At 40.3% G+C, this 26,805-nt stretch carries 21 protein-coding genes and 1 pseudogene; 16 read left to right on the forward strand and 6 right to left on the reverse strand.

The window, feature by feature from the left end; genetic code table 11:
* Positions 1–20 precede the first annotated feature (20 nt).
* From ODQ17_RS15105 to galE, 6 genes are all read left to right on the forward strand, one after another.
* The gene (locus tag ODQ17_RS15105; protein WP_322904752.1) at positions 21–1,196 is read left to right on the forward strand and encodes a DegT/DnrJ/EryC1/StrS family aminotransferase; all 1,176 of its coding nucleotides are present in this window, start codon (positions 21–23) and stop codon (positions 1,194–1,196) included.
* Positions 1,197–1,338: 142 nt separating this feature from the next.
* On the forward strand, positions 1,339–3,213 hold the full coding sequence (locus ODQ17_RS15110; protein WP_322904754.1) for a polysaccharide biosynthesis protein: 1,875 nt from the start codon (positions 1,339–1,341) through the stop codon (positions 3,211–3,213).
* A gap of 11 nt (positions 3,214–3,224) precedes the next feature.
* Entirely contained in the window at positions 3,225–4,100 is an 876-nt protein-coding gene (gene galU, locus ODQ17_RS15115) for a UTP--glucose-1-phosphate uridylyltransferase GalU (protein WP_322904756.1), read from the forward strand.
* Positions 4,101–4,217: 117 nt separating this feature from the next.
* Positions 4,218–5,480, forward strand: a complete 1,263-nt coding sequence (locus tag ODQ17_RS15120) for a nucleotide sugar dehydrogenase (RefSeq protein WP_004795442.1) — start codon at positions 4,218–4,220, stop codon at positions 5,478–5,480.
* The gene (pgi, locus tag ODQ17_RS15125) at positions 5,477–7,147 is read left to right on the forward strand and encodes a glucose-6-phosphate isomerase (RefSeq protein ID WP_322904759.1); all 1,671 of its coding nucleotides are present in this window, start codon (positions 5,477–5,479) and stop codon (positions 7,145–7,147) included. Before ODQ17_RS15120 ends, pgi begins: the two co-directional genes overlap by 4 nt.
* Entirely contained in the window at positions 7,140–8,156 is a 1,017-nt protein-coding gene (gene galE, locus ODQ17_RS15130; RefSeq protein ID WP_322904761.1) for a UDP-glucose 4-epimerase GalE, read from the forward strand. Before pgi ends, galE begins: the two co-directional genes overlap by 8 nt.
* Positions 8,157–8,201: 45 nt before the next feature.
* Here the strand turns inward: galE and ODQ17_RS15135 are convergent, their stop codons facing one another.
* Positions 8,202–9,572, reverse strand: coding sequence for a phosphomannomutase CpsG (locus ODQ17_RS15135; RefSeq protein ID WP_322904763.1), 1,371 nt, complete (start codon positions 9,570–9,572; stop codon positions 8,202–8,204).
* A 374-nt stretch (positions 9,573–9,946) separates the two neighbouring features.
* Here ODQ17_RS15135 and lldP point away from each other — a divergent pair, with 374 nt between their 5' ends.
* The 4 genes from lldP (at position 9,947) to dld (ending at position 15,527) form a co-directional block, all read left to right on the forward strand.
* On the forward strand, positions 9,947–11,614 hold the full coding sequence (lldP, locus tag ODQ17_RS15140; RefSeq protein WP_171056861.1) for an L-lactate permease: 1,668 nt from the start codon (positions 9,947–9,949) through the stop codon (positions 11,612–11,614).
* Positions 11,615–11,633: 19 nt separating this feature from the next.
* Positions 11,634–12,386 carry a transcriptional regulator LldR gene (gene lldR / locus ODQ17_RS15145; RefSeq protein ID WP_002120807.1) on the forward strand — a complete coding sequence of 251 codons (753 nt, stop codon included), beginning with the start codon at positions 11,634–11,636 and terminating at the stop codon, positions 12,384–12,386.
* The gene (lldD, locus tag ODQ17_RS15150) at positions 12,383–13,528 is read left to right on the forward strand and encodes an FMN-dependent L-lactate dehydrogenase LldD (RefSeq protein WP_263032622.1); all 1,146 of its coding nucleotides are present in this window, start codon (positions 12,383–12,385) and stop codon (positions 13,526–13,528) included. Before lldR ends, lldD begins: the two co-directional genes overlap by 4 nt.
* Before the next feature lie 292 nt (positions 13,529–13,820).
* Positions 13,821–15,527, forward strand: a complete 1,707-nt coding sequence (gene dld, locus ODQ17_RS15155) for a D-lactate dehydrogenase (protein WP_216070645.1) — start codon at positions 13,821–13,823, stop codon at positions 15,525–15,527.
* A gap of 48 nt (positions 15,528–15,575) precedes the next feature.
* Here dld and ODQ17_RS15160 read toward each other — a convergent pair whose 3' ends face one another.
* Both ODQ17_RS15160 and ODQ17_RS15165 read right to left on the reverse strand, forming a co-directional pair.
* Positions 15,576–16,790, reverse strand: a complete 1,215-nt coding sequence (locus tag ODQ17_RS15160) for an amino acid aminotransferase (protein WP_322904770.1) — start codon at positions 16,788–16,790, stop codon at positions 15,576–15,578.
* Between the two features lie 335 nt (positions 16,791–17,125).
* Complete coding sequence (locus tag ODQ17_RS15165; protein WP_311078991.1) at positions 17,126–17,260, reverse strand: hypothetical protein; 135 nt, start codon at positions 17,258–17,260, stop codon at positions 17,126–17,128.
* Positions 17,261–17,305: 45 nt separating this feature from the next.
* Here ODQ17_RS15165 and ODQ17_RS15170 point away from each other — a divergent pair, with 45 nt between their 5' ends.
* The 5 genes from ODQ17_RS15170 (at position 17,306) to ODQ17_RS15190 (ending at position 23,455) form a co-directional block, all read left to right on the forward strand.
* Positions 17,306–18,016, forward strand: coding sequence for a GntR family transcriptional regulator (locus tag ODQ17_RS15170; RefSeq protein WP_001153627.1), 711 nt, complete (start codon positions 17,306–17,308; stop codon positions 18,014–18,016).
* Complete coding sequence (gene prpB / locus ODQ17_RS15175; RefSeq protein ID WP_004706036.1) at positions 18,009–18,893, forward strand: methylisocitrate lyase; 885 nt, start codon at positions 18,009–18,011, stop codon at positions 18,891–18,893. The genes ODQ17_RS15170 and prpB overlap by 8 nt, the downstream gene beginning before the upstream one ends.
* 66 nt (positions 18,894–18,959) lie before the next feature.
* Complete coding sequence (gene prpC / locus ODQ17_RS15180) at positions 18,960–20,117, forward strand: bifunctional 2-methylcitrate synthase/citrate synthase (RefSeq protein ID WP_004795430.1); 1,158 nt, start codon at positions 18,960–18,962, stop codon at positions 20,115–20,117.
* The gene (gene acnD / locus ODQ17_RS15185; RefSeq protein WP_322904775.1) at positions 20,117–22,723 is read left to right on the forward strand and encodes a Fe/S-dependent 2-methylisocitrate dehydratase AcnD; all 2,607 of its coding nucleotides are present in this window, start codon (positions 20,117–20,119) and stop codon (positions 22,721–22,723) included. The genes prpC and acnD overlap by 1 nt, the downstream gene beginning before the upstream one ends.
* Positions 22,724–22,939: 216 nt before the next feature.
* Positions 22,940–23,455 (forward strand): hypothetical protein, encoded by a 516-nt coding sequence (locus ODQ17_RS15190; RefSeq protein WP_322904777.1) that lies wholly within the window; start codon positions 22,940–22,942, stop codon positions 23,453–23,455.
* 229 nt (positions 23,456–23,684) lie between these two features.
* On the opposite strand, the gene ODQ17_RS15195 is transcribed toward ODQ17_RS15190, so the two are convergent.
* From ODQ17_RS15195 to ODQ17_RS15200, 3 genes and pseudogenes are all read right to left on the reverse strand, one after another.
* A complete protein-coding gene (locus tag ODQ17_RS15195; protein ID WP_005071854.1) occupies positions 23,685–24,026 on the reverse strand; it encodes a hypothetical protein in 342 nt (113 codons plus the stop codon).
* Positions 24,027–24,246: 220 nt separating this feature from the next.
* Positions 24,247–24,345 (reverse strand): annotated as a pseudogene (locus ODQ17_RS19225) (hypothetical protein); the annotation flags it as partial.
* A 719-nt stretch (positions 24,346–25,064) separates the two neighbouring features.
* Entirely contained in the window at positions 25,065–25,757 is a 693-nt protein-coding gene (locus ODQ17_RS15200) for a tetratricopeptide repeat protein (RefSeq protein ID WP_322904781.1), read from the reverse strand.
* 261 nt (positions 25,758–26,018) lie between these two features.
* On the opposite strand from ODQ17_RS15200, the gene ODQ17_RS15205 reads away from it, so the two are divergent.
* Positions 26,019–26,805 (forward strand): phage late control D family protein (locus tag ODQ17_RS15205; protein WP_322904783.1); only part of this gene is annotated, 787 nt, incomplete at its 3' end.

The following is a 26,805-nucleotide window of genomic DNA, read 5'->3' on the forward strand; positions in this document are numbered from 1 at the left end:
TATTTAAATAGGAAATCAAAATGTTAAATACTGCATTTGAACCATGGCCAAGTTTTACAACAGAAGAAGCTGACGCAGTCAAAAATGTATTACTATCAAATAAAGTAAATTATTGGACTGGACAAGAATGTAGAATTTTTGAAAAGGAATTTGCTGAGTTTTCTGGTACAAAATATGCAGTAGCTTTGGCAAATGGAACTGTTGCGTTGGATGTTGCATTAAAAGCTTTAGACATTGGTGCCGGCGATGATGTTATTGTGACGTCCCGTACTTTTCTTGCTTCAGCAAGTTCCATTGTAACTGCAGGTGCTAATCCTGTTTTTGCCGATGTAGAATTAGATTCTCAGAATATTTCACGACGTACGATTGAAGCTGTCATTACACCAAATACCAAAGCGATAATTTGTGTACATTTAGCAGGTTGGATGTGCGATATGGATCCGATTATGCAACTTGCTGCCGAACGTGGCATCTATGTTATTGAAGATTGCGCACAGGCTCATGGTGCAAAATATAAAGGTAAAGCTGCAGGATCAATCGGTCATATTTCTGCTTGGTCTTTTTGCCAAGATAAAATTATGACAACTGGTGGTGAGGGCGGTATGGTTACCACAAATGATGAAGCACTTTGGAAAAAAATGTGGTCATATAAAGACCATGGGAAAAGCTACGATAGTATTTATAATAAACAACATCCTCCAGGTTTCCGCTGGTTGCATGACTCATTTGGTACTAACTGGCGCATGATGGAAATGCAAGCTGTTATTGGTCGAATTCAGTTAACACGTATGACTGAATGGACAAAAAAGCGTACTGAAAATGCAGAAAAGATTTTAAAAGCGTTTGAAAATTCTCCTTACTTTAACGTTCATGTCTCTTCTGATGACTATGTACATGCATATTATAAATGTTATGTACAAGTGAATTTAGAGACGTTACCAGAAGATTGGTCACGTGATCGTATAATGCAAGAAATTAATGCTCAAGATGTGCCTTGCTTTAGTGGCTCTTGTTCGGAAGTTTATTTAGAGCACGCTTTCGATGGTACCTCATGGCGTCCAGAAAAACGTTTGGAAAATGCACAGCAATTAGGTGACACAAGCTTGATGTTTTTGGTGCATCCGACTTTAAGTCAAGAAAGTATAGAAAAAACAGTTAGTGCAATTAATACGGTTAGTAAAGCTATACAATCATAAAAAATGTGAAGCTATTCACATAGCTTTATTTTGAATTATGATCTGATTTAAAGTTATGTAACCGCTGCGTAAAATTTATTTCTAGTTATACAAGAAGTAAGTATAAATATCGCACGGTTACTAGAACGATTAGAAGAGTATTGTGAAAAAGATTATTTATCAGTTTGCGTCTGCCCCAAGACTCACCAAACAATGTTTTTTGGTTCTTATAGACCTTTTTGCGTTTCCTGTTATTTTGTGGTTATGTTATGCCATTCGACTGTTTGATTTAGGTGCTGAAGTTATCCCAGGCATTAACTATGGAGTAGCCATTGTTACGATCATTGCTATTTTAAGTTTAATGGTAACAGGGGTATATCGCTTCATTGTTCGTACTTTTAACGAAGCCTTTATTGCAAAATTAGCGTTTGCTGTTGCTCTGATGGTAATTGTTTTATATAGCCTAAATGCATTCTCAGCAGCGTTTGTTCCGACGTCAATTCCTTTGATGTTTGGCTTTTTAATGTTTGGTTGGGTTTGGTGCAGCCGTGCATTCATTCGTTTTATTGTAAAAGCTTCCTTACAAACTGGTGAAGAACCTAAGCGCATAGCAATTTATGGTGCTGGTGATGCTGGTCAGCAAATTGCAGCTGTGCTTTACCGTTCTGGCAACCATTTACCTGTATTTTTCATTGATGATAATAGTTCTTTGCAAGACCATATGGTTGGTGGTTTAAAAGTACTATCTTTAGAGAAAGCCTTACAACGTTTTGGAAAATATAGAACAGATGAGATTTTACTAGCATTACCTTCCGTTGGGCGTGTACGTAAAAGTGAAATTATCCAACAGTTAGAACCTGCACATCTTAAAATTACTGAACTTCCTGGCCTTACTCAGCTAGTTGATGGTGAACTAAAAGTTGCTGATATTCGTGAAGTAGATATTGTTGATTTATTGGGACGTGACCCAGTACCCCCTGTAGATCATTTACTTGCAAAAAATATTCATAATAAAATTGTGATGGTAACAGGTGCCGGTGGTTCAATTGGCTCGGAGTTGTGTCGACAAATTATTAAAAATCAGCCTAAGATGTTGATTATTTATGAAATTACTGAATTTGCGCTTTACAGTATTGATAGAGAATTACGTCTAACCGCTCAATGTGAAATTGTTCCAATTTTAGGTACTGTTCAGGATCAACAAAAATTAGAGCGTATTATTGAGCAATACAGCGTACAAACTGTTTATCATGCCGCTGCTTATAAACATGTACCTTTAGTAGAATGCAATCCAATTGCAGGATTAAAGAACAATGCGATTGGAACAGCGAATAGTTTAAATGCAGCTGTGAAAAAGGGTGTGGAGACGTTCGTTCTCATCTCGACTGATAAAGCAGTACGTCCAACCAATGTTATGGGCGCCTCAAAACGCATGGCCGAACTTTATTGCCAGGCAATGGCAGAAGCTCAAAAGCAAACTCAAATTAGTATTGTACGTTTTGGTAATGTATTAGGTTCCTCGGGTTCTGTAGTGCCGTTATTTAAACATCAGATTGCAAAAGGTGGTCCAATTACTGTGACTCACCCTGATGTAACGCGCTACTTCATGACCATTCCTGAAGCTTCGCAGTTAGTTATTCAAGCTGGTGCTTTAGGTAAAGGGGGCGATGTCTTTTTACTTGATATGGGTGAGCCTGTTCGTATTCAGGATTTAGCTCGACAAATGATTTCTTTAAGTGGTTTAACTGTTCGTGAAAAAGACTCAGTTCAAGGGGATATCGAAATTCGCTATAGTGGATTACGCCCAGGAGAAAAACTTTACGAAGAATTGTTAATTGATCAAGAAAATACTGAATATACCGAGCACAGTAGAATTCTTCGATCATTTGAAAAGTTCTACCCACTCACTGAAATTCAAGAAGTTTTTGATCGAGTTAATAATATGACTGCTGTTCAAAAAGATATTGATTGGGCTCTTTGTCAACTCGAACACTATGTTGATGGTTATAAACGTAGTAAAGATATTATGGTTAATTAGAGAGTGAATGTGTGATTAAAAAGGCAGTTTTACCTGTAGCTGGATTAGGTACACGTTTTTTACCAGCAAGTAAGTCAATTCCCAAAGAAATGGTTACAGTGGTTGATCGTCCTGCAATTGAATATGTAGTGCGTGAAGCTGTAGAGGCTGGAATTGAGCAAATTATTTTGGTAACTCATTCATCTAAGGCATCAATTGAAAATTATTTTGATCGAAACTTTGAACTAGAAACGACTCTAGAGCAAAAGAAAAAGTTCGATTTACTTGAAGAAATTACGCAGATTATTCCATCTCATGTAAGTGTGGTAAGTGTAAGACAACCTCAGCCTTTAGGTTTAGGACATGCGGTTTTATGTGCAAAAAGTATTGTTGGGCAAGATGACTTTGCTGTGTTATTGCCAGATGTATTGGTGCAAGATAACTCAGGAAAAAATGATTTATCGCGTATGATTTCACGCTATGAATCGAGTCAAGCTGCTCAAATCATGGTTGAGGCAGTACCAGACCATCTTGTAGATCAATATGGAATTGTTGATGTAAAGCAGAGCCCGAATGAGGGTGAAAGTATTGCTATGCAGGGAATTGTCGAAAAACCTGCTATAGGTTCTGCACCTTCTAATTTATCTGTGGTGGGGCGTTATATTTTACCTGCTAAGATTATGCAGCTTTTAGAAAACACTCCGAAAGGCGCGGGTAATGAAATTCAGTTAACTGATGCAATTGCGATGCTTCAAGAAACAAATACTGTTGAAGCCTATCGGATGCAAGGCCAAACTTTTGACTGTGGCAGTAAGCTCGGTTATTTGAAAGCTGTACTACACTATGGGGTTGCACACCCTAAGTTAGGATTGGAATTTAAACAGCTGATTCAAGAACTTAAATTATAAAGTTTTGTAGTTCTGCTTAAGTATTTGTAAAAACTACTGAACATAGTAGCTGAGCAGTATATTCTCTTCCTGTAATGGGAAGAGAAATCTATAAAATACGAAAAAATCAGGTGTGCAATGAAAATCGCAGTATTTGGAACAACGTTACATGCCGGTGTGATGGCAGCGTTATTAGCTGAATATGGTAATCAAATTTACTGGTGTACAAGTGTCACCTGTGAAGAAAATATTTCTGTACTTTCGTATCAAGATCAAGACGTAAATAATTATTTAAATAAGCAGCGAAAAGCGGGTTTTTTAAAAGAGAGCCCTTTTTCTGAGATTCCTTTAGATATTGAAGTTTATTTATTCTGTTTTAGTCCAACACAAATTGAACTTGCATTAAAAACAGTTGAGAAGTTGAGCGAACGACCTATTGTTCATCCGAGATTAATGATTAATGGCTCTACTTTTGGTTTGCATGGTACAGAGAAATTAAAACAGCATTTACCAAAAGATGAGTGGGTTTATTTTCCTGATGTGATTCAGGAAGGTAATGCTATCAACAGTGTATTGAATGTAAAACATGTCATTGTTGGTGTTGAATCTAGGGATGCAAGTGAAACCATGCAAGAGTTATTGCGCCCTTTTTTCCAATTTAGTTATCAATATTTATTTATGCCGATTTTAGATGCTGAGTTCACCAAACTGAGTATTTCAGGCATGTTGGCTACCCGCATTAGTTATATGAATGACTTGGCTATGGTGGCTGAAAAATTGGGTATTGATATTGCGAATGTAAAGCATGGTATCGCTGCTGACACACGTATTGGTGCTGCATATTTATCGCCGGGTGTAGGATTTGGTGGTGAGAACTTTTCGCATGACATTTTAACACTTTCGAGTACTGTGTCTGAAACTGGAACAAAAAGCCGCCTTTTAGAACAGGTTTGGGCGATTAATGAGCAGCAGAAAGAAATTTTATTTCGTAAGTTATGGAATTATTATCACTGTAGCCTAAATGGTAAAACAGTTGCGATTTGGGGAGCTTCTTTTAAAGAAAATACTTCGAATATACATAACTCACCGATTCATATTTTATTAGCCGCATTATGGGCACAGGGGGTAATAGTACGTCTGCATGACCCTCAAGCTTTAGATGAAATAGCTGCAACTTATGGGCATCGTGAAGATTTAATTTTATGTACGGACCAATATGAGGCGGTACGAGATGCTCATGCGCTATGTCTAGTCACTGCATGGAAGCAATATTGGAGCCCTGACTTTAAGCAACTACAACAGTTAATGAAGCATCCTTTAATTTTAGATGGACGTAATATTTATGATCCTGCATATGTAAAGGCGAAAGGTTTTGCTTATGAAGGAGTAGGGCGCTTATGAGTAAATCAATTGAGCAATTTCCAAAGGAATTAGCTTCACCTTTAGCTCATCTTCAAACTCTAGGTGAAAAAAACTCTAAATTACATATAAAAGAGTTATTTGCTTTAGAGCCAGATCGTTTTCAAAATTATTCTGTAAAATTTGATCAATTATTTTTTGATTATAGTAAGCACCGCTTAACCAAAGATATTTTGGGACAATTAGTAGCTCTTGCAAATACTAAAAATTTAACCGAATGGATTAATCGCCTTTTTTCACAAAATAAAATTAACTGCACTGAGCAACGTGAGGCAATGCATTGGGCACTACGTTTGCCCGTTGACTATTCGAAGTTTGCAGATTTAACAGAGCAAGTTCATAGCCAGTTACAACGCATGTATACCTTAGTGGAAAAAATCCATGCAGGGCAATATCGGGGTTCAACTGGTGAGGTGATTCAAGACGTTGTTAATATTGGGGTGGGTGGTTCTGATTTAGGACCACAAATGGTCACGCATGCTTTATCTGATTTTAAGGTAAAAACGGCTAAACCTTTAAATATTCACTTTGTTTCGACTATGGATGGTAGTCAGTTATCTGAGTTACTCCATCAACTTCGTCCAGAAACAACATTATTTATTATTTCATCTAAATCTTTTGGTACGATTGATACCTTATCAAATGCACAAACAGTTCGTCAGTGGCTTGAAAAGGCATTAGGAACACATGCTCGTGTATTAAAAAGTCACTTTATTGGTGTATCTACAAAATCTGACAAAATGTCTGAATGGGGAATCGCGCCTGAAAACCAGTTACTACTGTGGGACTGGGTAGGTGGGCGTTATTCTCTATGGTCTTGTATCGGTTTACCTATTGCTTTGACGATTGGTGTGGAAGGCTTCCAGCAACTTTTAGCAGGAGCTCATGCCGTCGATGAGCATTTTCAAAATACGAGTTTTGATCAAAACATTCCGGTTTTGATGGCATTATTAGGAATCTGGAATAATAACTTTTTAAATATTCAGACCCATGCAGTATTACCCTATGATGGGCGATTAAAATATTTTGCAGCTTATTTGCAACAACTAGAAATGGAGTCTAACGGTAAGTCGGTGCAACGTAATGGTTTAAAAGTTGAGCTTGATACCTGCCCTATTATATGGGGCGAAGTTGGACCTAATGCACAGCATGCTTTCTATCAGTTGTTACATCAAGGTTCTCAAGCAGTAAGCTGTGATTTTATTGCGCCAATTCAACGTTATAACGCAGATCATTTTACCTATGTTGAAAATGCAGAAGCTCTCGTTGAACAACATCATCTTGCACTGTCAAATTGTTTAGCACAATCAAGATTATTAGCCTTTGGTAATGAAGCTCTAGACCCCACTGAATTAGAGAATTTACCAATTTATAAGCAATATGAAGGCAATCAACCCAGTTCTACATTATTATTGAAAGAATTAAATCCCTATAGTTTAGGAATGTTGATTGCTTTATATGAGCATAAAGTCTTTGTGCAGTCTGTGATCTGGAATATTAATCCATTTGATCAGTGGGGAGTTGAGAAAGGTAAACAGATTGCTGATCAGTTACTTCCGATTTTAAACGGTGTTCAAAATGACCTTTCAACGCTTGATGCTTCAACGCGTGGATTAATTAAAATATTGTTAGGAAAAGTAGATGGCTAAAATTCTAGTCACTGGTGGCGCAGGTTATATTGGTTCACACACATGTGTTGAGCTTTTGCAGGCTGGTCATGAAGTTATCGTTTTTGATAATCTTTCGAATAGTTCAGAAGAGTCTTTAAATAGAGTTCAAGATATCGCTCAAAAAAGTTTAACTTTTATACAGGGTGATATTCGTAATGCAGATGAACTTGATCGTGTTTTCGAAAATCATTCAATTGACGCTGTTATTCATTTCGCAGGTTTAAAAGCAGTAGGTGAAAGCCAAGAAAAACCGCTGATTTATTTTGATAATAATATTGCGGGTAGTATTCAACTGGTTAACTCGATGAAAAAGGCTGGTGTGGATACACTTGTATTTAGCTCTTCTGCAACAGTATATGACGAGGCTAATATATCGCCATTAAATGAAGACATGCCAACAGGTATACCGAGTAATAACTATGGTTACACTAAGTTGATTGTTGAGCAATTATTGCAAAAGTTGTCGGCTTCTAATCCAGAGTGGTCAATCGCATTACTTCGTTATTTTAATCCAGTAGGTGCACATAAGAGTGGACGTATTGGTGAAGATCCACAAGGTATTCCAAATAATTTAATGCCTTATGTGACTCAAGTTGCTGTTGGCCGCCGTGAGAAATTATCTATTTATGGTAATGACTATGATACGGTAGATGGTACGGGTGTACGTGACTATATTCATGTGGTTGACTTAGCGAATGCACATTTGTGTGCTTTAAATAACCGTTTACAGTCGAAAGGTTGCCGAGCATGGAATATCGGTACAGGTAATGGTTCATCTGTTTTGCAAGTTAAAGATACCTTTGAACAAGTTAATGGCATACCCGTAGCCTTTGAGTTTGTAGCACGTCGAGCTGGCGATGTTGCAACATCTTTTGCAGACAATAGCCGTGCAGTTGCTGAGTTAGGTTGGCAACCGCAATATGGCTTAGAAGATATGCTCAAAGATAGTTGGAATTGGCAGAAGCAGAATCCTAATGGATATAATTAAATACTAATAAAAAAAGGAGCTTATTGCTCCTTTTTTTATTATGAATTAGTTCTGAATCAACCCAGTCAATTCATCTACATAATGTTGCATTGGTTGGGCTTGGCGATCTGCACGGCTTTCAATATTGAGGCGTAGTAAAGGCTCTGTGTTTGAAGCACGGACATTAAAGCGCCATGCACCAAAGTCTAGACTTACACCATCGGTACGGTCAATTTCTGGGTTTTGCTCGGCATAAAAATCGAAAATCTTTTGAATGGTGATTTGTGTGTCAGCCACTTTAAAGTTGATTTCACCACTACAAGGAAACTTGGTAATCATATTTTCAACGAGTGTTGAAAGTGATTGTCCTGTTTCAGAAAGTAGGGCAACGGTGAGTAACCATGGAATCATACCGCTGTCGCAGTAAGCAAAGTCACGGAAATAGTGATGTGCACTCATTTCTCCGCCATATACGGCATTGTGTTCACGCATCACGTCTTTAATGAATGCATGACCAGATTTTGACTGTACAGCAACACCTTTATATTCATCCACGATATCAAACGTGTTCCACACTAAACGTGGGTCATGCACAATTTTTTCGCCTGACTGTTTAATCAAGAAAGCTTGAGCCAATAGACCAACAATATAGTAGCCTTCAATGAACTGTCCCTTTTCATCAAATAAGAAACAGCGGTCAAAGTCACCGTCCCAGGCAATTCCCATATCTGCTTTATGCTCAATTACAGCATTACGGGTACTGTCACGGTTTTCAATTAAAATTGGGTTAGGAATTCCGTTTGGGAAAGTACCATCTGCTTCATGGTGAATTTTAATAAATTCAACTGGTACGTTAAGCGCTTTAAATTTTTCTTCAATGGCATCAATCACATGACCCGCAGCCCCATTACCAGCATTTACCACTAACTTAAGTGGGTGGATTTTTGCAGGTTCAATGTAGGTGATTAAGTGATCAACAAATTCAGGTAAAATGTTATAACTTTGAGTTGTGCCTTTTTGACTAACTTCTTCAAAGTTATTTGTTTCTGCTAAAGCCTGAATTTCTTTTAAACCAGTATCTGCACTAATTGGACGAGCATTTTCTCGAACTAATTTCATGCCGTTATAGTCCATTGGATTATGGCTAGCAGTAACTTCGATACCACCCTGCACATCTAAGTGGAAAGCAGCGAAGTAAACTTCTTCGGTACCCGTCATGCCCAAATCAAGAACATTTACACCCGCATCATTTAAACCACGGATGGTCGCTTGTTTTAAAGCCTCACTGCTTAGACGAATATCACAACCTACAACCACAGTCTTTGGTTTATAGATTTGCCCGTAAGCACGGCCAATTTTATAGGCAATTTCTTCATTCAATTCGGTGCCGAGTTTGCCTCGGATATCATAAGCTTTAAAACACGTTAAAGTAGTCATTATTCAGTTCAATACAAATGATTTAAGTTTTGAGCATTATTATACATTTCTTAATAAATGGTTATGTTTATAGTTTTTATATTCAAGTTTTACACTTCATTTCTGTAGCTCAGATTTAAATTTATAAGAATACTTTTTACGACTTTAGTCTAATAAATAAAATCATAAGTTCGAAATAGCTTGATTTTGCTAACTACTATTGGTCATACCAATTATAGTGGTTATTTAATGATTGATCTTACTAATGTCTGTGTTTATGATGCGATCTGTGGTTTAAGGAATAACATTTGCACTTAATTTTCAATTGGTCATACCAATTGTGTTAAATGTTTAAGAATTTAAGGTACAAAAATTCGCCCCGGCATTTCAAGGAGATGACAATGCTCAATATGTGGCAACAACTTTATGACCCTTTAAATAATATTTGGCTGTCCAGTGCGGTTGCATTAATCCCGATTATTTTCTTCTTTTTGGCATTAGCAGTTTTTCGTTTAAAAGGCAGTATCGCGGGTACGGGCACAGTCATTATTGCATTATTGATTGCTCTCTTTTTCTATCAAATGCCAGGTCAAATGGCGTTCGCATCGATCATTTATGGTTTCTTCTACGGTCTATGGCCAATTTCATGGATCATTATCGGGGCAGTTTTTCTATACAAGATTTCGGTAAAAACAGGCCAGTTTGAAGTTATCCGCTCAAGCATTTTGTCGATTACTGAAGACCAACGTCTGCAAATGTTACTCGTTGGTTTTGCCTTTGGTACATTCCTAGAAGGGGCGGCGGGATTTGGTGCTCCTGTCGCAATTACGGCTGCACTACTTGTTGGTTTAGGCTTTAAGCCACTTTATGCTGCTGGTTTATGTTTGATTGTAAATACTGCGCCAGTTGCGTTCGGTGCGATGGGTATTCCAATTATTGTGGCGGGGCAGGTGTCAGGCGTAGACACTATGGAAATTAGCCAGATGGTGGGGCGTCAGTTGCCATTTTTAACGCTGATCGTACTGTTCTGGATCATGGCGATTATGGATGGTTGGCGTGGTGTTAAGGAAACTTGGCCTGCTGTATTGGTTGGTGGTGGCGCTTTTGCGATTGCCCAATATCTTACATCTAACTTTATTGGCCCTGAATTACCAGATATTACCGCAGCAATTGCTTCATTGGTCAGCTTGACTGTGTTGTTCCGTTTCTGGAAACCAAAACATATTTTCCGCTTTGAACCTGAAGCTGGCCAAACTCTAATTCAGCAACCTACAACGGTTCAACGTTACAGTATTGGGAAAATTGCTAAGGCATGGTCTCCATTTGCGATTTTAACAGTCATGGTGACCATCTGGAGTGTTAAGCCATTTAAAGCATTATTTGCAAAAGATGGTGCTCTTGAGCACTGGATTTTCAAACTTGAAGTACCGTATTTGCATAAATTGGTCGAAAAAATGCCGCCGATTGTGGCAGAGATGAAACCATACGAAGCGATTTATAAGTTTGACTGGTTCTCTGCAACAGGTACGGCAATTTTTATTGCTGCAATCATCACTGCTATTTTCTTGAAAATGAAAGCAAGTGAGGCCGTAACAACTTTTGGTGAAACACTCAATGAGTTAAAAACACCGATTTACTCGATTGGTATGGTGTTGGCGTTTGCTTTTATTGCGAACTATTCAGGTTTATCTGCAACTTTAGCTTTAGCTCTATCGCATACGGGTCATGCGTTTACTTTCTTCTCGCCATTTTTGGGCTGGCTTGGTGTATTCCTTACAGGTTCAGATACCTCTTCAAATGCTTTGTTCTCGGCTCTACAGGCGACTACGGCTCAGCAAATTGGTATTCCGGAAGTGTTATTGGTGGCTGCTAATACCAGTGGTGGCGTGACAGGTAAGATGATTTCTCCACAATCAATTGCGATTGCGTGTGCCGCAGTAGGTTTAGTTGGAAAAGAATCTGACTTGTTCCGTTTCACGGTAAAACATAGCATCATATTCACTGTCTTTGTTGGCATCATTATTACGGTTCAGGCTTATCTGGTTCCGTGGATGATTCCATAACTCCAGTGAAGGAAACGCGATGAGAATCTCCGATCAAGTGGTCATGAAATTGCAGGCATTAATTGAAGAACGTCACATGAAAAAAGGTGACCGTTTGCCTGCCGAACGCCAGCTTGCAACAAGTTTAGGGGTTTCTCGTCCGTCTTTGCGTGAAGCGATTCAGCAGCTCAATAGTCAAGGTGTGCTCAGTAGCCGCCGCGGAGATGGGACTTATATTCAGCAGTTACCTGAACAGTGGCCACAACAACTGATTGTGAACCCGATTAGTAACCTGATTGAAGAAGATCCGCTCTATCGTTTTGATGTGCAAGAGGCACGGTTATTACTTGAAGGTGGCACGGCATGGTATGCCGCATTACGCTCAACGCCTGAAGATCGCGCCAAAATTCATCATTATTTTAATGAAATTAGTCGCCATCAAAATGCAGGTGACTCGGCGCAGGCTGCAGTAGCCGATGCTGAATTCCACTTAGCAATTGCTGAAGCATCTCACAATGTGGTGCTGATTCAAATGATGCGTAGTCTGTTCGATTTGCTGCAATACAACGTCTTGTTAGGGCGTAAGAAAGTTTATAACGACCCCGTAAATGGTGACTTGCTGAGCGAGCAGCATTTTCAGGTGATGGATGCTATTGATCGTAAAGATCCCGAGGCCGCACGCCAAGCTGTCTGCGGTCATATTGAATTTGTGATTAATCATGTGCGTTCTCTGGATGAAGATGAAGCTCGCCAGAAACGTGCAAACCGTTTAAATAGAGTTGATTCAAAATGATTATTTCTTCTGGCAATGATTATCGTGCTGCGGCACAACGTCGCTTACCTCCATTTTTATTTCATTACATTGATGGTGGGGCGTATTCGGAATATACCTTAAAGCATAACGTACAAGATTTGTCAGAAATTGCTTTGCGTCAACGTGTGCTCAATGACATGTCAGCGTTAAGTTTAGAGACAAAACTATTTAACGAAACCTTGTCGATGCCGGTTGCGTTGGCACCTGTGGGTTTAACAGGTATGTATGCACGCCGTGGTGAAGTGCAGGCCGCGATGGCAGCCGACAAAAAGGGCATTCCATTTACGCTTTCAACGGTTTCGGTCTGTCCGATTGAAGAAGTTGCACCTGCAATTAATCGTCCTATGTGGTTCCAGCTTTATGTATTACGTGACCGTGGTTTTATGCGTAATGCTTTGGAACGAGCAAAAGCAGCTGGCTGTTCAACACTTGTGTTTACTGTAGATATGCCTGTGCCAGGTGCACGTTACCGTGATGCCCATTCGGGGATGAGCGGACCAAATGCTGCGATGCGCCGTTATATGCAGTCTATGTTCCATCCACATTGGTCGTGGAATGTCGGCTTAATGGGGCGTCCGCATGACTTGGGTAATATCTCTAAATATTTAGGTAAACCAACTGGGCTTGAAGATTATATTGGCTGGTTAGGCTCGAACTTCGACCCATCCATTTCATGGAAAGACCTTGAATGGATTCGTGAGTTTTGGGATGGCCCAATGGTAATTAAGGGTATTTTAGACCCTGAAGATGCCAAAGATGCTGTACGTTTTGGTGCAGATGGTATTGTGGTGTCGAATCACGGTGGTCGTCAGTTAGATGGCGTGATGTCGTCTGCTCGTGCATTACCTGCAATTGCCGATGCAGTGAAAGGTGATTTGGCGATTTTGGCTGACTCAGGCATTCGTAATGGCCTTGATGTGGTGCGTATGTTGGCGCTCGGTGCTGATACTGTATTACTTGGCCGTGCGTTTGTGTATGCTTTGGCAGCAGCAGGTGGGCAAGGTGTGTCGAACTTGCTTGATTTGATTGATAAGGAAATGCGTGTTGCGATGACGCTCACAGGTGCTAAGTCGATTTCGGATATTAATGCGGATTGTTTAGTACAGGCGATGAAGCTCTAATATTTTCGTATTAACTTTAATGATATTGGCACGACGGAGTCTTATCGGGAAAAGTTCAATGTAAGTAGCTAATTCACGTTACTTTTTTAAAAAAGTAACCAAAAACTTTAGTTTCGATGACGGTACGTCCTTGCTACCGCATCGAAACGGCGGCATCCCTGCCGCCAACCGCGATAGTAAATATAGGGCTGATTCACATTAGAGAATGAGCTAATTAAATTATAAATTACAAACGGTAAGTTGCCGTCGTGTTGGTCTAATTTGATAAATGGATGACCAAAAGGAAACCATCATGCAAACATTTTCTCCTCAAGCAGTGATCGAACGTTTACAAAACATTGTAGGGCGTTCACATGTTTTGACCGATGATCAAAGCACACGTCAGTACCGCCAAGGTCGTCGTTTTGGTGAGGGGAAAGTACTTGCTGTGGTGGTGCCGGGCACATTGCTAGAGCAATGGCAGGTACTTCAAGCTGCAATTGAGGCAGACTGTATTGTGATTATGCAGGCGGCCAATACGGGATTGACCGGTGGTTCAACTCCGTATGGCGATGATTATGATCGTCCTGTTTTGGTCATGAGTACGCGTAGATTAAAGGGCATTCAAGTCATTCATGACGGTAAGCAAGTGATTTGTTTACCGGGTGCGACCTTAGATAATTTAGAGCAAATTTTAAAAGGTTATGACCGTGAGCCACATTCGGTAATTGGTTCATCTTGTATAGGTGCATCGGTACTGGGTGGCGTCTGTAATAACTCTGGTGGTGCCTTGGTACGCCGTGGTCCTGCGTATACTGAACTGGCGTTATATGCTCAGGTGAATGCTGCTGGTCAATTAGAACTGGTTAATCATTTAGGGGTGAATTTAGGCTCGACTCCTGAAGAAATTTTAACTCGTTTAGAGAAGCAGAAATACCAAGCCGTAGATATTTTAGATGATGGCGAAAAGCAGGCATCGGACCATCGTTATGCGCATGATGTGACGCAAGTTGATGAAGATACGCCTGCTCGTTTTAATGCAGACCCGTCACGTTTGTTTGAGGCTTCTGGTTCGGCAGGTAAAGTCTGCGTATTTGCGGTACGCCTTGATACTTATGAGAAAGTAGAGAGCAATGTCTTTTATATTGGTACTAATGATGCCGATGATTTAACAGCCATTCGTCGTTACTTATTAACCTCACTACCAAGCTTGCCGATAGCAGGTGAATATATTCACCGAGATGCTTATTTGATTGGTGAAAAGTACGGAAAAGACACATTCTTATTTATTGAAAAGTTCGGTACAGCTAATGTTCCCAAAGCTTTTGCGATGAAAGATAAAGTCGATGGTTTCTTAGAACGATTTAAAATTAAAGGTTTAACGGATCATATTTTACAGGCGATTACCTTCTTTTTACCGAGTCATTTGCCTAAGCGTATGACCGAGTATCGAGATCGTTACGAGCATCATTTAGTGCTGCGTGTTGAAAATAATTCAAAAGCTCAGACCGAGCAGTTTTTAAAAGAATATTTTGCAGTGCATCAGTCAGGTAGCTATTTCGTATGTAGCGAAGACGAAGGACGAAAAGCCTTCTTACACCGTTTTGCGATTGCAGGGGCAGCAATTCGTTATCGAGATACGCATCGTAGTGAAGTTGAAGATATTGTGGCGCTTGATATTGCGTTACGTCGTAATGACCGTGAGTGGGTAGAGCAACTGCCAGCCGAGATGGAAAAGAACATCCTCCATAAACTCTATTATGGGCATTTCTTTTGTCATGTTTTTCATCAGGACTATATTCTTAAAAAGGGTCATGACCCATTAGAAATGGAACACCAAATGTGGAAGTTGTTGGATGCACGCCGTGCTGAATATCCGGCAGAGCATAATGTCGGGCATCTTTACATTGCCAAACCTGCATTAGCAAATTTCTATCAAAAACTTGACCCAACCAATAGCTTTAATGTGGGTATTGGACATACCTCAAAACTGAAATATTGGGGCAAAGCTAAATCTTAATATCGAGATATAAAAAAAGGCGCCGAAGCGCCTTTTTTAATAGATGTATTATGCCGCTTCTGTTGATTTAGCAAGCACTTCTGCAACTGCTTTAGCAACAGTGTAAACATTGTTCATGTTTAAACCAGCAACACAAATACGACCACTACGTACTAAGTAGATTGCATATTCTTCACGCAAAATATCTACTTGTTCAGCAGTTAGACCTGTGTAGCTGAACATACCTTTTTGGTTTACAAGGTAGCTAAAGTCGCGGTCTGGTAATGCTTTAGTAAGTTCGTCTTTCAAGATGCTACGCATTTTAATAATACGCTCACGCATCTCTTTCACTTCACCTTGCCATTGTTGGTTAAGTTCAGCGTCATTTAACACTTCATCAACTAACCAAGCACCTGTTGTAGGAGGGCTAGAGTAAATACGGCGTACAGTCGCTTTTAACTGACCGAATGTGCACTGAGCAGCTTCTGCATCGTCGCATACGAAAGTTAAGCCGCCAACGCGCTCGCCATATAAAGAGAAGATTTTAGAGAACGAGTTGCTCACAATGAAGTTTAGACCCGCTTGGTCTAAAGCACGGATTGCATACGCATCTTCTTCCATACCGTCACCAAAACCTTGGTAAGCGATGTCTAGGAATGGAATAAGGTTACGGTCTTTTAATACTGCAATCACTTGGTCCCATTGCGCTGGGTTTAAGTCAGCACCAGTTGGGTTGTGGCAGCATGGGTGCAATAACACAATGCTTTGCTCAGGCAAAGTTTTAAGTGTAGAAAGCATGCCGTCAAAATCTACACCACGTGTTTCGTTGTCGAAATATGGATAGAAATGAGTTTTGATACCAGCGCCATTGAAAATCGCAACGTGGTTATCCCAAGTTGGTTGGCTTACCCAAACGTCAGAATTTGGGAAATAAGTTTTTAAGAAGTCTGCACCAACTTTCAATGCACCTGAACCACCAAGCGTTTGGATGGTTACAGCACGGCCAGATTTAACTGCTGGGCTGTTTGCACCACATAAAAGTGCTTGAATTGCTTCACGGTAAGGTTTGAAGCCTTCCATTGGCAAATAAAGTTTGGTTTTACCGTTTTTAGGCTCGATACGCTTTTGCGCTTCAATAATGGTCTCTAACTGAGGAACAATACTGTCTTCGTTATAGTAAAGACCAATACTCAAGTTCACTTTTCCAGAACGAGTATCAGCGTTGAACTGTTCCATTAAAGATAAAATTGGGTCGCCTGCGTATGGGGGGATATGTTGAAACATCAAAAAAGTCCTTTCATTCAACAATATGCATAGTGCTGGGTTTTTTCTGTCTCGAAAAATACGCCACAACTATGTCGATGTTCAATAATGTATCAATAAAGCTACCGTGAAGCACCTGATAATTTCACTAATATCGATATTTTCTGGATGAAAATGATAAAAAGATTTAAAAGAAATTACGGTAAATAGATACTAATTTATAACTCATGCTTTCATTCAAGCAGATTGTCTACAATCTTGCTGTAATACATTGGTTGTAGACTAAAGTTTGAAACAAAAGATTAGCGGTCGAAAAGCAACTAAAAAAGTGCCATAAATTTATAGGTAAAATAATATTAAATAACTGTTTTATAAGTACTAATTGGTAAGTGGTGTAATGCTATAAATATAAGGTGAAATAACAGGTCAAACGATAAAAATTGACCTGATGCGTTCTGTAAAGTGTCAACAATCACCTTGATTTTTTTCATTCATACCGCTATAAAACTCATAATTGATTAAAAATTGTCGACAATATGCAAGATTTGACCTTCGCACCAGAGCCACTACAAAGTCAGGGAAGAACACTGACCGAGAATGTATTTAAACAAATACAGACGGCGATTGTTTTGGGTCAAATTCCGGCAGGTAGCAAAATTTCTGAGCCTGAGTTGGCACGTACTTATGGCATTAGTCGTGGGCCTTTGCGTGAAGCGATTCATCGCCTTGAAGGCCAACGTTTGGTTGAGCGTACTGCACATGTGGGCGCGCGCGTGGTTTCGCTCTCACTGCAACAGTTCAAAGAGCTTTACCAGATTCGCGCGTCTTTAGAAGGTTTGGCTTGCAAACTTGCTGCACAGCATATTGATAAAAAGCAAATTTTGGCGCTACGTGATGTTTTGCGTATGCACGCTGAAGATGAAAACTTTAAAGCAGGTAAAGGATATTACTTGCAAGAAGGACAGGATGATTTTCACTACTGCATTATCAAAAGTAGTGGCAATAAAACCCTAGAAAAAATGCTGTGTGATGAGCTTTATCATCTCATCCGTATGTACCGAATCCAGTTTTCAAACACCCCCGATCGACCGAGCAAGGCTTGGGACGAACATATCCGTATTTTAGATGCAATTGCAGAAGGCGATGGTGAACTTGCCGAGCTGCTCATGCATCGACATATCAATGCTTCTTACAAAATTATTGAGCAAACACTGCTACAAGCACAAGGAGAACATAACAATGGCTAAACAATCCGCAGGTCAGCTATTTCGCGATGCAGTAGCCCAAGAAAAGCCATTACAAGTGGTTGGAACCATTAACGCCAATCATGCACTTTTGGCAAAACGTGCAGGTTATAAAGCGATTTACTTATCAGGTGGTGGTGTAGCCGCTGGTTCTTTAGGCTTACCTGATTTGGGAATTAGTAACCTTGATGATGTGTTGACAGACGTACGCCGTATTACTGATGTATGTGATCTTCCATTATTGGTCGATGCTGACACAGGTTTTGGTGCTTCTGCATTTAACATTGCCCGTACTACAAAAGCACTGATCAAGTTTGGTGCTGCGGCAATGCACATTGAAGACCAAGTGGGCGCAAAACGTTGTGGTCACCGTCCGAACAAAGCCATTGTGACTCAAGAAGAAATGGTTGACCGTATTAAAGCTGCCGTTGATGCGCGTGGTGATGACAGCTTCGTGATTATGGCGCGTACCGATGCATTGGCCGTAGATGGTTTACAAGCTGCAATTGACCGTGCGGGAGCCTACATTGAAGCGGGTGCAGACATGTTGTTCCCTGAAGCAATTACCGAGCTTGATATGTACAAGCAATTTGCTCAGAAGACTGGCGCACCGATTTTAGCAAACATTACCGAGTTTGGTTCCACACCACTGTTTACCACTGAAGAGTTAGCATCTGCCGATGTAAGCCTTGCGCTTTATCCGCTTTCTGCTTTCCGTGCCATGAACAAAGCAGCCGAAACTGTCTATGAAACCTTACGTAAAGAAGGCACGCAAAAGAACGTAGTTGATATTATGCAAACGCGTAAAGAGTTATATGAACGCATCAACTATTATGCGTTTGAAGACTACTTAGACAACGCATTTGCTAAAAAGAAATAAGAAGTAAAACACGGTACATATGCCGTGTTCCCCAAATAATTTAAATAGATAGGAAAGGACAATCTTATGAGCTCAAATGAAACAACAACAGGCTTCAAACCAAAAAAATCAGTTGCACTTAGCGGACAAGTTGCAGGAAACACAGCACTGTGTACCGTAGGACGTAGCGGTAACGACTTGCACTATCGTGGCTATGACATTCTTGACCTTGCGGCAGGTAGCCAGTTTGAAGAAGTTGCTCACTTGCTCGTACATGGCAAATTACCAAACAAAGCTGAACTCAAAGCCTATAAAGCAAAATTAAAAGCACTTCGTGGCTTACCGGCAGCACTTAAAACTGCACTTGAACAACTTCCTCCGTCTGCACACCCAATGGATGTGATGCGTACAGGTGTATCAGTGCTAGGTTGTTTAACACCAGAACACGAAGACCACAATGAAGCGGGCGCAAAAGACATTGCTGATAAATTAATGGCAAGCCTAGGCTCAATGCTGCTTTATTGGTATCACTTCAGCAATAACGGTCGTCGTATTGAAGTTGAAACAGATGACGACTCAATTGCAGCGCATTTCTTGCACTTACTTCATGGCGAAAAACCATCTGAAGAATGGATTCAAGCAATGCATACATCACTTATTTTGTATGCTGAGCACGAGTTCAACGCATCTACATTTACCTCACGCGTGGTTGCAGGTACAGGCTCTGACATGTACTCGGCAATTACAGGGGGTATTGGTGCACTTCGTGGACCTAAGCACGGTGGTGCAAACGAAGTTGCATTCGTCATTCAACAACGTTACGACAACGCAGACGAAGCAGAAGCTGACATCCGTAAGCGTGTTGAAAATAAAGAAGTCGTGATCGGTTTTGGTCACCCTGTCTATACAGTTTCTGACCCACGTAACGAAGTGATCAAGAAAGTGGCGCACGACTTAGCAGAAGCGCAAGAAAACACAAAAATGTACCTCATTGCTGAACGTTTAGAAGCAGTGATGAAAGAAGTGAAAAACATGTTCCCGAACCTCGACTGGTTCAGTGCGGTGAGTTATCACTTAATGGGCGTTCCAACTGCAATGTTCACACCATTGTTCGTGATTGCACGTACAGCAGGCTGGTCAGCACACGTGATTGAACAACGTCAAGACGGCAAGATCATTCGTCCAAGCGCGAACTACACAGGCCCTGAAAATCTCGAATTTAAACCATTGGCGGAGCGTGGTTAATGAACACAAAATACCGTAAACCGCTGGCAGGTACCCAGCTTGAATATTACGACGTGCGTCAAGCCGTTGAAGATATTCAGCCAGGCGCATACGAAAAACTGCCTTACACCTCAAAAGTACTCGCAGAGCAATTGGTACGCCGTGCCGATGCCGAGAACTTAACAGCTTATTTAACACAGTTGATTGAACGCCGTCAGGACTTAGACTTTCCTTGGTATCCTGCGCGCGTGGTGTGTCATGACATCCTAGGTCAAACAGCTTTGGTTGACCTTGCAGGTTTACGTGATGCGATTGCCGACAAAGGCGGTGACCCATCTAAAGTCAACCCAGTTGTGCCAACACAGCTCATTGTCGACCACTCTTTAGCAGTGGAATACGGTGGTGCTGACCCAGACGCTTTTGCAAAAAACCGTGCTGTTGAAGACCGCCGTAACGAAGACCGTTTCCACTTTATTGAGTGGACCAAAACTGCATTTAAAAATGTTGATGTAATCCCTGCGGGGAACGGCATTATGCACCAGATTAACCTAGAGAAAATGTCTCCGGTGATTCAGGCGCGTGATGGCGTAGCATTCCCAGACACTTGCGTCGGTACAGACTCACATACACCACATACAGACGCTTTGGGCGTAATTTCTGTGGGTGTGGGTGGTTTAGAAGCTGAAAATGTAATGTTGGGCCGTGCATCTTGGATGCGTCTGCCAGACATTATTGGCGTTGAGTTTGTAGGTCAGCGTCAGGCGGGCATTACTGCAACAGATATCGTGTTGGCTCTAACAGAGTTCTTGCGTAAAGAGCGCGTAGTGGGTGCTTACCTTGAGTTCTTTGGTGAAGGTGCTGACAGCATGTCTGTAGGTGACCGCGCAACCATTTCGAACATGACACCAGAATATGGCGCTACGGCTGCAATGTTCTACATCGACCAAAACACAATCGACTACTTACGCCTCACAGGCCGTGAAGATGCTCAAGTGGCGTTGGTTGAACAGTACGCAAAAGAAATCGGCCTTTGGGCATCTGATATGACCAAAGCAGAGTACCCACGTGTACTTCGTTTTGACCTATCAAAAGTAACACGTAATATCGCTGGCCCATCAAACCCACATGCACGTGTTTCAACTGCGGACCTAAAAGAAAAAGGTATTGCTGGTGTTGTTGAAAACCGTTCTGACGGCTTAATGCCAGATGGTGCAATCATTATTGCTGCCATTACTTCATGTACCAATACTTCTAACCCACGTAACACCGTGGCGGCAGGTTTGTTGGCTCGTAAGGCAAATGAGCTAGGTTTAGTTCGTAAACCTTGGGTGAAATCATCATTTGCACCGGGTTCAAAAGCGGCTGCACTTTATCTTGAAGAAGCAGGTGTTCTAGAAGACTTAGAACAACTTGGTTTTGGTATTGTGGCTTACGCTTGTACGACGTGTAACGGTATGTCGGGCGCGTTAGATCCAGTCATCCAGCAAGAAATTATTGACCGTGACTTGTACGCAACAGCAGTACTGTCTGGTAACCGTAACTTCGATGGCCGTATCCATCCATATGCAAAACAAGCGTTCTTGGCATCTCCACCGCTTGTCGTAGCTTATGCAATTGCGGGCACGATCCGTTTTGACATCGAAAAAGATGCGTTAGGTCATGACAAAGAAGGTAACCCGATTTACCTGAAAGACATCTGGCCATCTGATGCTGAAATTGATGCCTTAGTTAAAGAAGCTGTGAAGCCTGAACAGTTCCGTAAAGTCTACATTCCAATGTTTGACTTAGGCGTAAACGTAGAAGCTGAAAGTCCGCTTTATGACTGGCGTCCACAAAGTACTTACATCCGCCGTCCACCATATTGGGAAGGGGCGTTGGCTGCACCACGTACTTTGGCGAATATGCGTCCGCTTGCGATTTTGGGTGACAACATCACCACCGACCATTTGTCGCCTTCAAATGCGATTTTGATGGACTCGGCTGCGGGTGAATATCTTCATAAAATGGGCCTACCAGAAGAAGACTTCAACTCATATGCAACGCACCGTGGTGACCACTTGACTGCACAGCGTGCAACATTTGCCAACCCGAAACTTTATAACGAAATGGTAGTTCGCTCAGACGGCACCATTAAGCAAGGTTCAAAAGCGCGTGTAGAGCCAGAAGGCGAAGTGATGCGTATGTGGGAAGCAATTGAAACCTACATGAACCGTAAACAGCCATTAATTATTGTTGCGGGTGCTGACTACGGTCAGGGTTCAAGCCGTGACTGGGCTGCAAAAGGTGTACGCCTTGCAGGTGTTGAAGCGATTGTGGCAGAAGGTTTTGAGCGTATTCACCGTACTAACTTGGTGGGTATGGGTGTGTTACCACTTGAGTTTAAACCGGGTGTAAACCGTAAGACTTTAAAGCTAGATGGTACAGAGCTTTATAGCGTGATTGGTAATATTGCACCGCGTTCGACTTTAACTTTAGTGATTGAACGTGCTACAGCGGATGGTAAAGAAGAGATTCTTGAAGTGCCTGTGACTTGCCGTCTAGATACAGAAGAAGAAGTTTCTGTATATGAAGCGGGCGGTGTATTACAGCGTTTTGCACAAGATTTTTTAGAAGGCCAAGTGGCTTAATATTGAGTTAAAAATAATTGATATTGTTTTAAAAGCCCCGCTTTAGAGTGGGGTTTTTATTTATTTACGCATAGTTAATTAATTATAAAAAATGACTATATATATTATATTTTTTTAAAATTATTTTTTTTGTCATCAAATTCTCTTTAACTTACATTAAGATACGCGGCGCTTAGACTTAAATATAAATCACAATAGATTTCTTGGAAAATATCAATGCGTAACTTATTCATTATTTCAATTTGCTCTCTTATATTAACTGCTTGTGGGACGATGCCTTACGTAAGTACAGAGTACCCTCTACGCGCAGGTTTAATTCAACCTGTGAAGGTCATTGGCAAGGCTGATGTGACCAATGCTCAAACTTCAGATGAACGAGTGATTGTATATTCTTATATGGGCACAAAACTGGACTCTAGCATCAAGGCTATTACAGAAACGATGGTACAACAGACTCAAAAGGAACTATTGAAAAACGGTCAACCTGTTGATGGTAGTGGATCGAAATCGATTGCGATTAAAGTAAATTCATTACGTAGTACCTACACCAATCTGCTTTTCTGGCGCAGTAAAATTAAATTCGAAGCGACTTTAGGAAATGGACAAACTATTCCATTTACCGTTGCTCATACGAGTGGTGTGTTAGTACAAGATTTAAATGGATGTATTGCAGAAGGGGTAATGACTTTACTCAATGATGCACGTGTAAGAAGTTATTTAGCAGAAAAATAAGAATATAAAAAAAGCCCGACATCCTGTCGGGCTTTTTCGTATTTGGTTGCTAGATATGACTCCTGTCGTATCTCACGCTCCTAGTGCATGAACCTATTATTGTTGTTTTGTGTTCTGGAACATCCTGTTCCTGTATGAACTCATCATAGGAAAAAAGAGGGATGTCGCCAATCCGCAAAATCCCTAAAAGTTTGTAGGTTAAAGCGTACAAAAATGGGTATGGTTATCCTTATATAAACGGATTTTCAGTTTCCCAAGGCTTGCTGCTAAAAATAATCTGGCCATTTTCAACACAGAGGATCCACGTATAGAAGTACTCTTCTCCTAATCCTCGGCATTCAAAATTTGCATTTGGAAATAGAGCGGTAATTTTTTCTATGAGTTGTAAGCAATAAACTGGATCGACATTAAGGCCTGCCTGACCATCAGAAAAGGCATGTACTAAATCACCATAAACATCTTCGTGGATTGAATCCTCCGTTAATATTTCTAGAATTTTTTGCTTTTCAGTAGATAAATCAATAGTGTCAAAATCTGTATAACGGACTTGTAGTTCTGTATAAAAGCTCATTTTTATTAGCTCTATGATATTAATGATAAAAATACTACTTATTAAACATGACTTTATCGTTAAAAACGAGCTGAGTATAGAAATATCTAAACTATAAGAATTCAAATTTCTTAAAAATATTCTTCTTTAGGCCTCTGTGTCACAACAGACTTTAATCTTTTGCGCTGATTTAAAGTAATAAACCATTGCAACACAGAGATAGAGGAGCTAAGCCAAATGCTTAACCCAGACTACTTTTGTCACACCGTTGCATGACGTTAAAGAAAGTAGGGGCAAAGTCCTGTGGGAGAACAGGACTTTGCAAACTGAAAAACCGTAGCTACCTAGAACGAAACTTAAAGCCAAAATAGATTTATAAATTGTCATATTATTCTCATAATGATTTATATCTATGAGTAGAATGAAAATATAGTTAGGCTTAGGGTTTTAAATAAATTTTTAGATAATAATTAATCATCCCATAAATATAGGAAAATAAAATAATTAAATTTTTAAAATAAAAATAATTTATAAATTTAAAAAAATAAGGCGTGAAAACCTAAATTTTAAATAAATAAAATAATTAATCTAAAGAGGAAATAAGTTTGAAAAATGTCATGGTCAACTCCTTAAAAAATGGAGTCCTACCACCAGATTACCGCGAATTAATTTATGGTGGTAGAACGAAAGGGGGTTGACAGACTGGACTCGTAGAACCAGCACGCACGGGGCGTCCCCCTCCCGTCCTACCGCAAAGAAAAGGGGACGCAAGGGTCTAACGAATTATAGTAGAACTATAACCCGCTACGAGTTACGGTCTGTCAAAACCGTCTGGCAATGTAGGCCAGCAACGAGATAATAATCGGTGATTTTAATTACGTCAATTTAATATTTAAAATATTTTTGATTTAATAATAAAACTAAATGTATTTTTAAAATAATAGAATTAATATTTATATTTAATTAGAAAAAATAAATAATAAAATGAGTTGTAAGTGTAATGTTGTTAATAATAGAGATTCATCATCTTATAAATAAAATATTATAAAGATGGTTGTCTTATTCTAAACTTTTAAGCATTTCTTTGGCATCTATATCGCCTGCATCGGCAGCTTGCTGAAACCATTTCTTTGCCAGTTGTAGGTTTTTCGGCGTGCCTTCACCATTTAAATACATTTGGGCCAAGTTGTACTGAGCATCGCTTTCATTGTGCTCAGCCGCTTTGGTGTACCACTTAAGTGCTTGTTCATCACTTGGGGTGACGCCGTGACCTTTTTTATATAGATGAGCTAAATTATATTCTGCGGGTGAGTAGCCTTGTTCGGCAGCACGACTAAACCATTCAAACGCCTGCACATAATTTTGCGCAGTTCCTTCACCTCTGTCATATAACACCCCTAAGTTATATTGCGCTTTCGCATGACCCTTGGCCGCAGCCTTGGTGAAATAATCAAAAGCGCGCTTGGCATCTTTTTCAACACCCGTGCCTGTGTAATACAGCATTCCTAAACTATATTTTGCCCCCACGCTTCCATTTTGGTCAGCCGCGGTTAACCATTTAAACGCTTGTTCATAATTTTTAACCACACCTTGTTCGCCGCTTAAAAGCATCATCCCTAAATGATATTGAGCAACAGCTTGCCCTTGTTCTGCACGATATTGAATATCGGCCACACTCGGTTCAGCAAATGCAGGAGAATGAAGTAAAAAAATCACCGTAAATATATAAAAAGCAGACTTTTTTATTTTCATATCTCATCCTGAATTTTATTAATTTGAAAAATTATTTTCTTTAATATCTATTTGAATGTAAAAGAAAAATTTTAAATATATCTGGGTGGTTTATATCACTTTAAAATGATCTGATTTTACTTTTTAAATACCCATCTAATAAGAAGTTAACCTAAAACAGCATATTTAGACCAGTTACATTTTGAAAATGAGTATAGATAGACAGATTAGTCTTTTTTTAATTAAAATGCGGCCTAAATATAAGTTTGATTGATAATAAAAATGCAGATGAGTGTGTCGAGTATATTGGAGCGTTTAGGCCTTGTTTCACAAAATCGCGCTGTTCATATCCAATTCTCAAATCAGTCTTTAAATCAGCAAGTCTTCTTACAACGTATTGAAGGCGAGCATACGCTCAACCAAGGCAGCGTTGCTGAATTACTGTGTCTGTCGACAAACGCCCATATTGCATTAAAACAATTTATTGGCTGTCAGGTTGCTATCGATCAGGTGACGGACACAGGCCAGTTTTTTAGAATAACAGGCATTATTACCGAAGCGAGCCAAGGGCAAAGCGACGGCTCACTCACCATTTATAACCTCACCTTAAAAGACCCAACTGCACTCTGGCATAAACGCCGTAATAGCCGCGTGTTTATGAACAAAAGCGTACGGGATATTAGCGAAATTTTGTTTAAAGAATGGCAGGGGAAAAGTCCGTTATTTGCTTCAAGTCTAACACTAGATACGGCTGGCTTAACCAAAGATTACGATGTGCGTCCATTTGTGATGCAGTCAAACGAAAGTGATTATGAATTCTTAACCCGTTTGTGGCGTAGCGAAGGCATCAACTGGCTGGTCGATGAGTCGCAACTTTTTGTTGCTGATCCGAATGCATCCATTCAGCCACAAGTACTACGTTTGATTGATGAAAATCAGAATTATCAGGCGCTTGAACGCCGTAGCCTACGCTACCAACGCAGCAGTGCCACAGAACAGTTTGATACCATTACTCAAGTCAAGGCAGAGCGCCGCTTACAACCAACCTCGGTTCATGTGCAACGCTGGC

The sequence above is a fragment of the Acinetobacter sp. IRS14 genome, from assembly GCF_034650275.1.
GTDB classification, from domain to species: Bacteria; Pseudomonadota; Gammaproteobacteria; order Pseudomonadales; family Moraxellaceae; genus Acinetobacter; species Acinetobacter oleivorans.

Bases quoted from the DNA above. Each gene is read 5' to 3' on its own strand.
- ODQ17_RS15105 (WP_322904752.1), top strand. From the start codon at position 21: ATGTTAAATACTGCATTTGAACCATGGCCAAGTTTTACAACAGAAGAA.
- ODQ17_RS15120 (WP_004795442.1), top strand. From the start codon at position 4,218: ATGAAAATCGCAGTATTTGGAACAACGTTACATGCCGGTGTGATGGCA.
- pgi (WP_322904759.1), top strand. From the start codon at position 5,477: ATGAGTAAATCAATTGAGCAATTTCCAAAGGAATTAGCTTCACCTTTA.
- galE (WP_322904761.1), top strand. From the start codon at position 7,140: ATGGCTAAAATTCTAGTCACTGGTGGCGCAGGTTATATTGGTTCACAC.
- ODQ17_RS15135 (WP_322904763.1), bottom strand. From the start codon at position 9,572: ATGACTACTTTAACGTGTTTTAAAGCTTATGATATCCGAGGCAAACTC.
- lldP (WP_171056861.1), top strand. From the start codon at position 9,947: ATGACAATGCTCAATATGTGGCAACAACTTTATGACCCTTTAAATAAT.
- lldR (WP_002120807.1), top strand. From the start codon at position 11,634: ATGAGAATCTCCGATCAAGTGGTCATGAAATTGCAGGCATTAATTGAA.
- lldD (WP_263032622.1), top strand. From the start codon at position 12,383: ATGATTATTTCTTCTGGCAATGATTATCGTGCTGCGGCACAACGTCGC.
- dld (WP_216070645.1), top strand. From the start codon at position 13,821: ATGCAAACATTTTCTCCTCAAGCAGTGATCGAACGTTTACAAAACATT.
- ODQ17_RS15160 (WP_322904770.1), bottom strand. From the start codon at position 16,790: ATGTTTCAACATATCCCCCCATACGCAGGCGACCCAATTTTATCTTTA.
- ODQ17_RS15165 (WP_311078991.1), bottom strand. From the start codon at position 17,260: ATGAAAAAAATCAAGGTGATTGTTGACACTTTACAGAACGCATCAGGT.
- ODQ17_RS15170 (WP_001153627.1), top strand. From the start codon at position 17,306: ATGCAAGATTTGACCTTCGCACCAGAGCCACTACAAAGTCAGGGAAGA.
- prpB (WP_004706036.1), top strand. From the start codon at position 18,009: ATGGCTAAACAATCCGCAGGTCAGCTATTTCGCGATGCAGTAGCCCAA.
- prpC (WP_004795430.1), top strand. From the start codon at position 18,960: ATGAGCTCAAATGAAACAACAACAGGCTTCAAACCAAAAAAATCAGTT.
- acnD (WP_322904775.1), top strand. From the start codon at position 20,117: ATGAACACAAAATACCGTAAACCGCTGGCAGGTACCCAGCTTGAATAT.
- ODQ17_RS15190 (WP_322904777.1), top strand. From the start codon at position 22,940: ATGCGTAACTTATTCATTATTTCAATTTGCTCTCTTATATTAACTGCT.
- ODQ17_RS15195 (WP_005071854.1), bottom strand. From the start codon at position 24,026: ATGAGCTTTTATACAGAACTACAAGTCCGTTATACAGATTTTGACACT.
- ODQ17_RS15200 (WP_322904781.1), bottom strand. From the start codon at position 25,757: ATGAAAATAAAAAAGTCTGCTTTTTATATATTTACGGTGATTTTTTTA.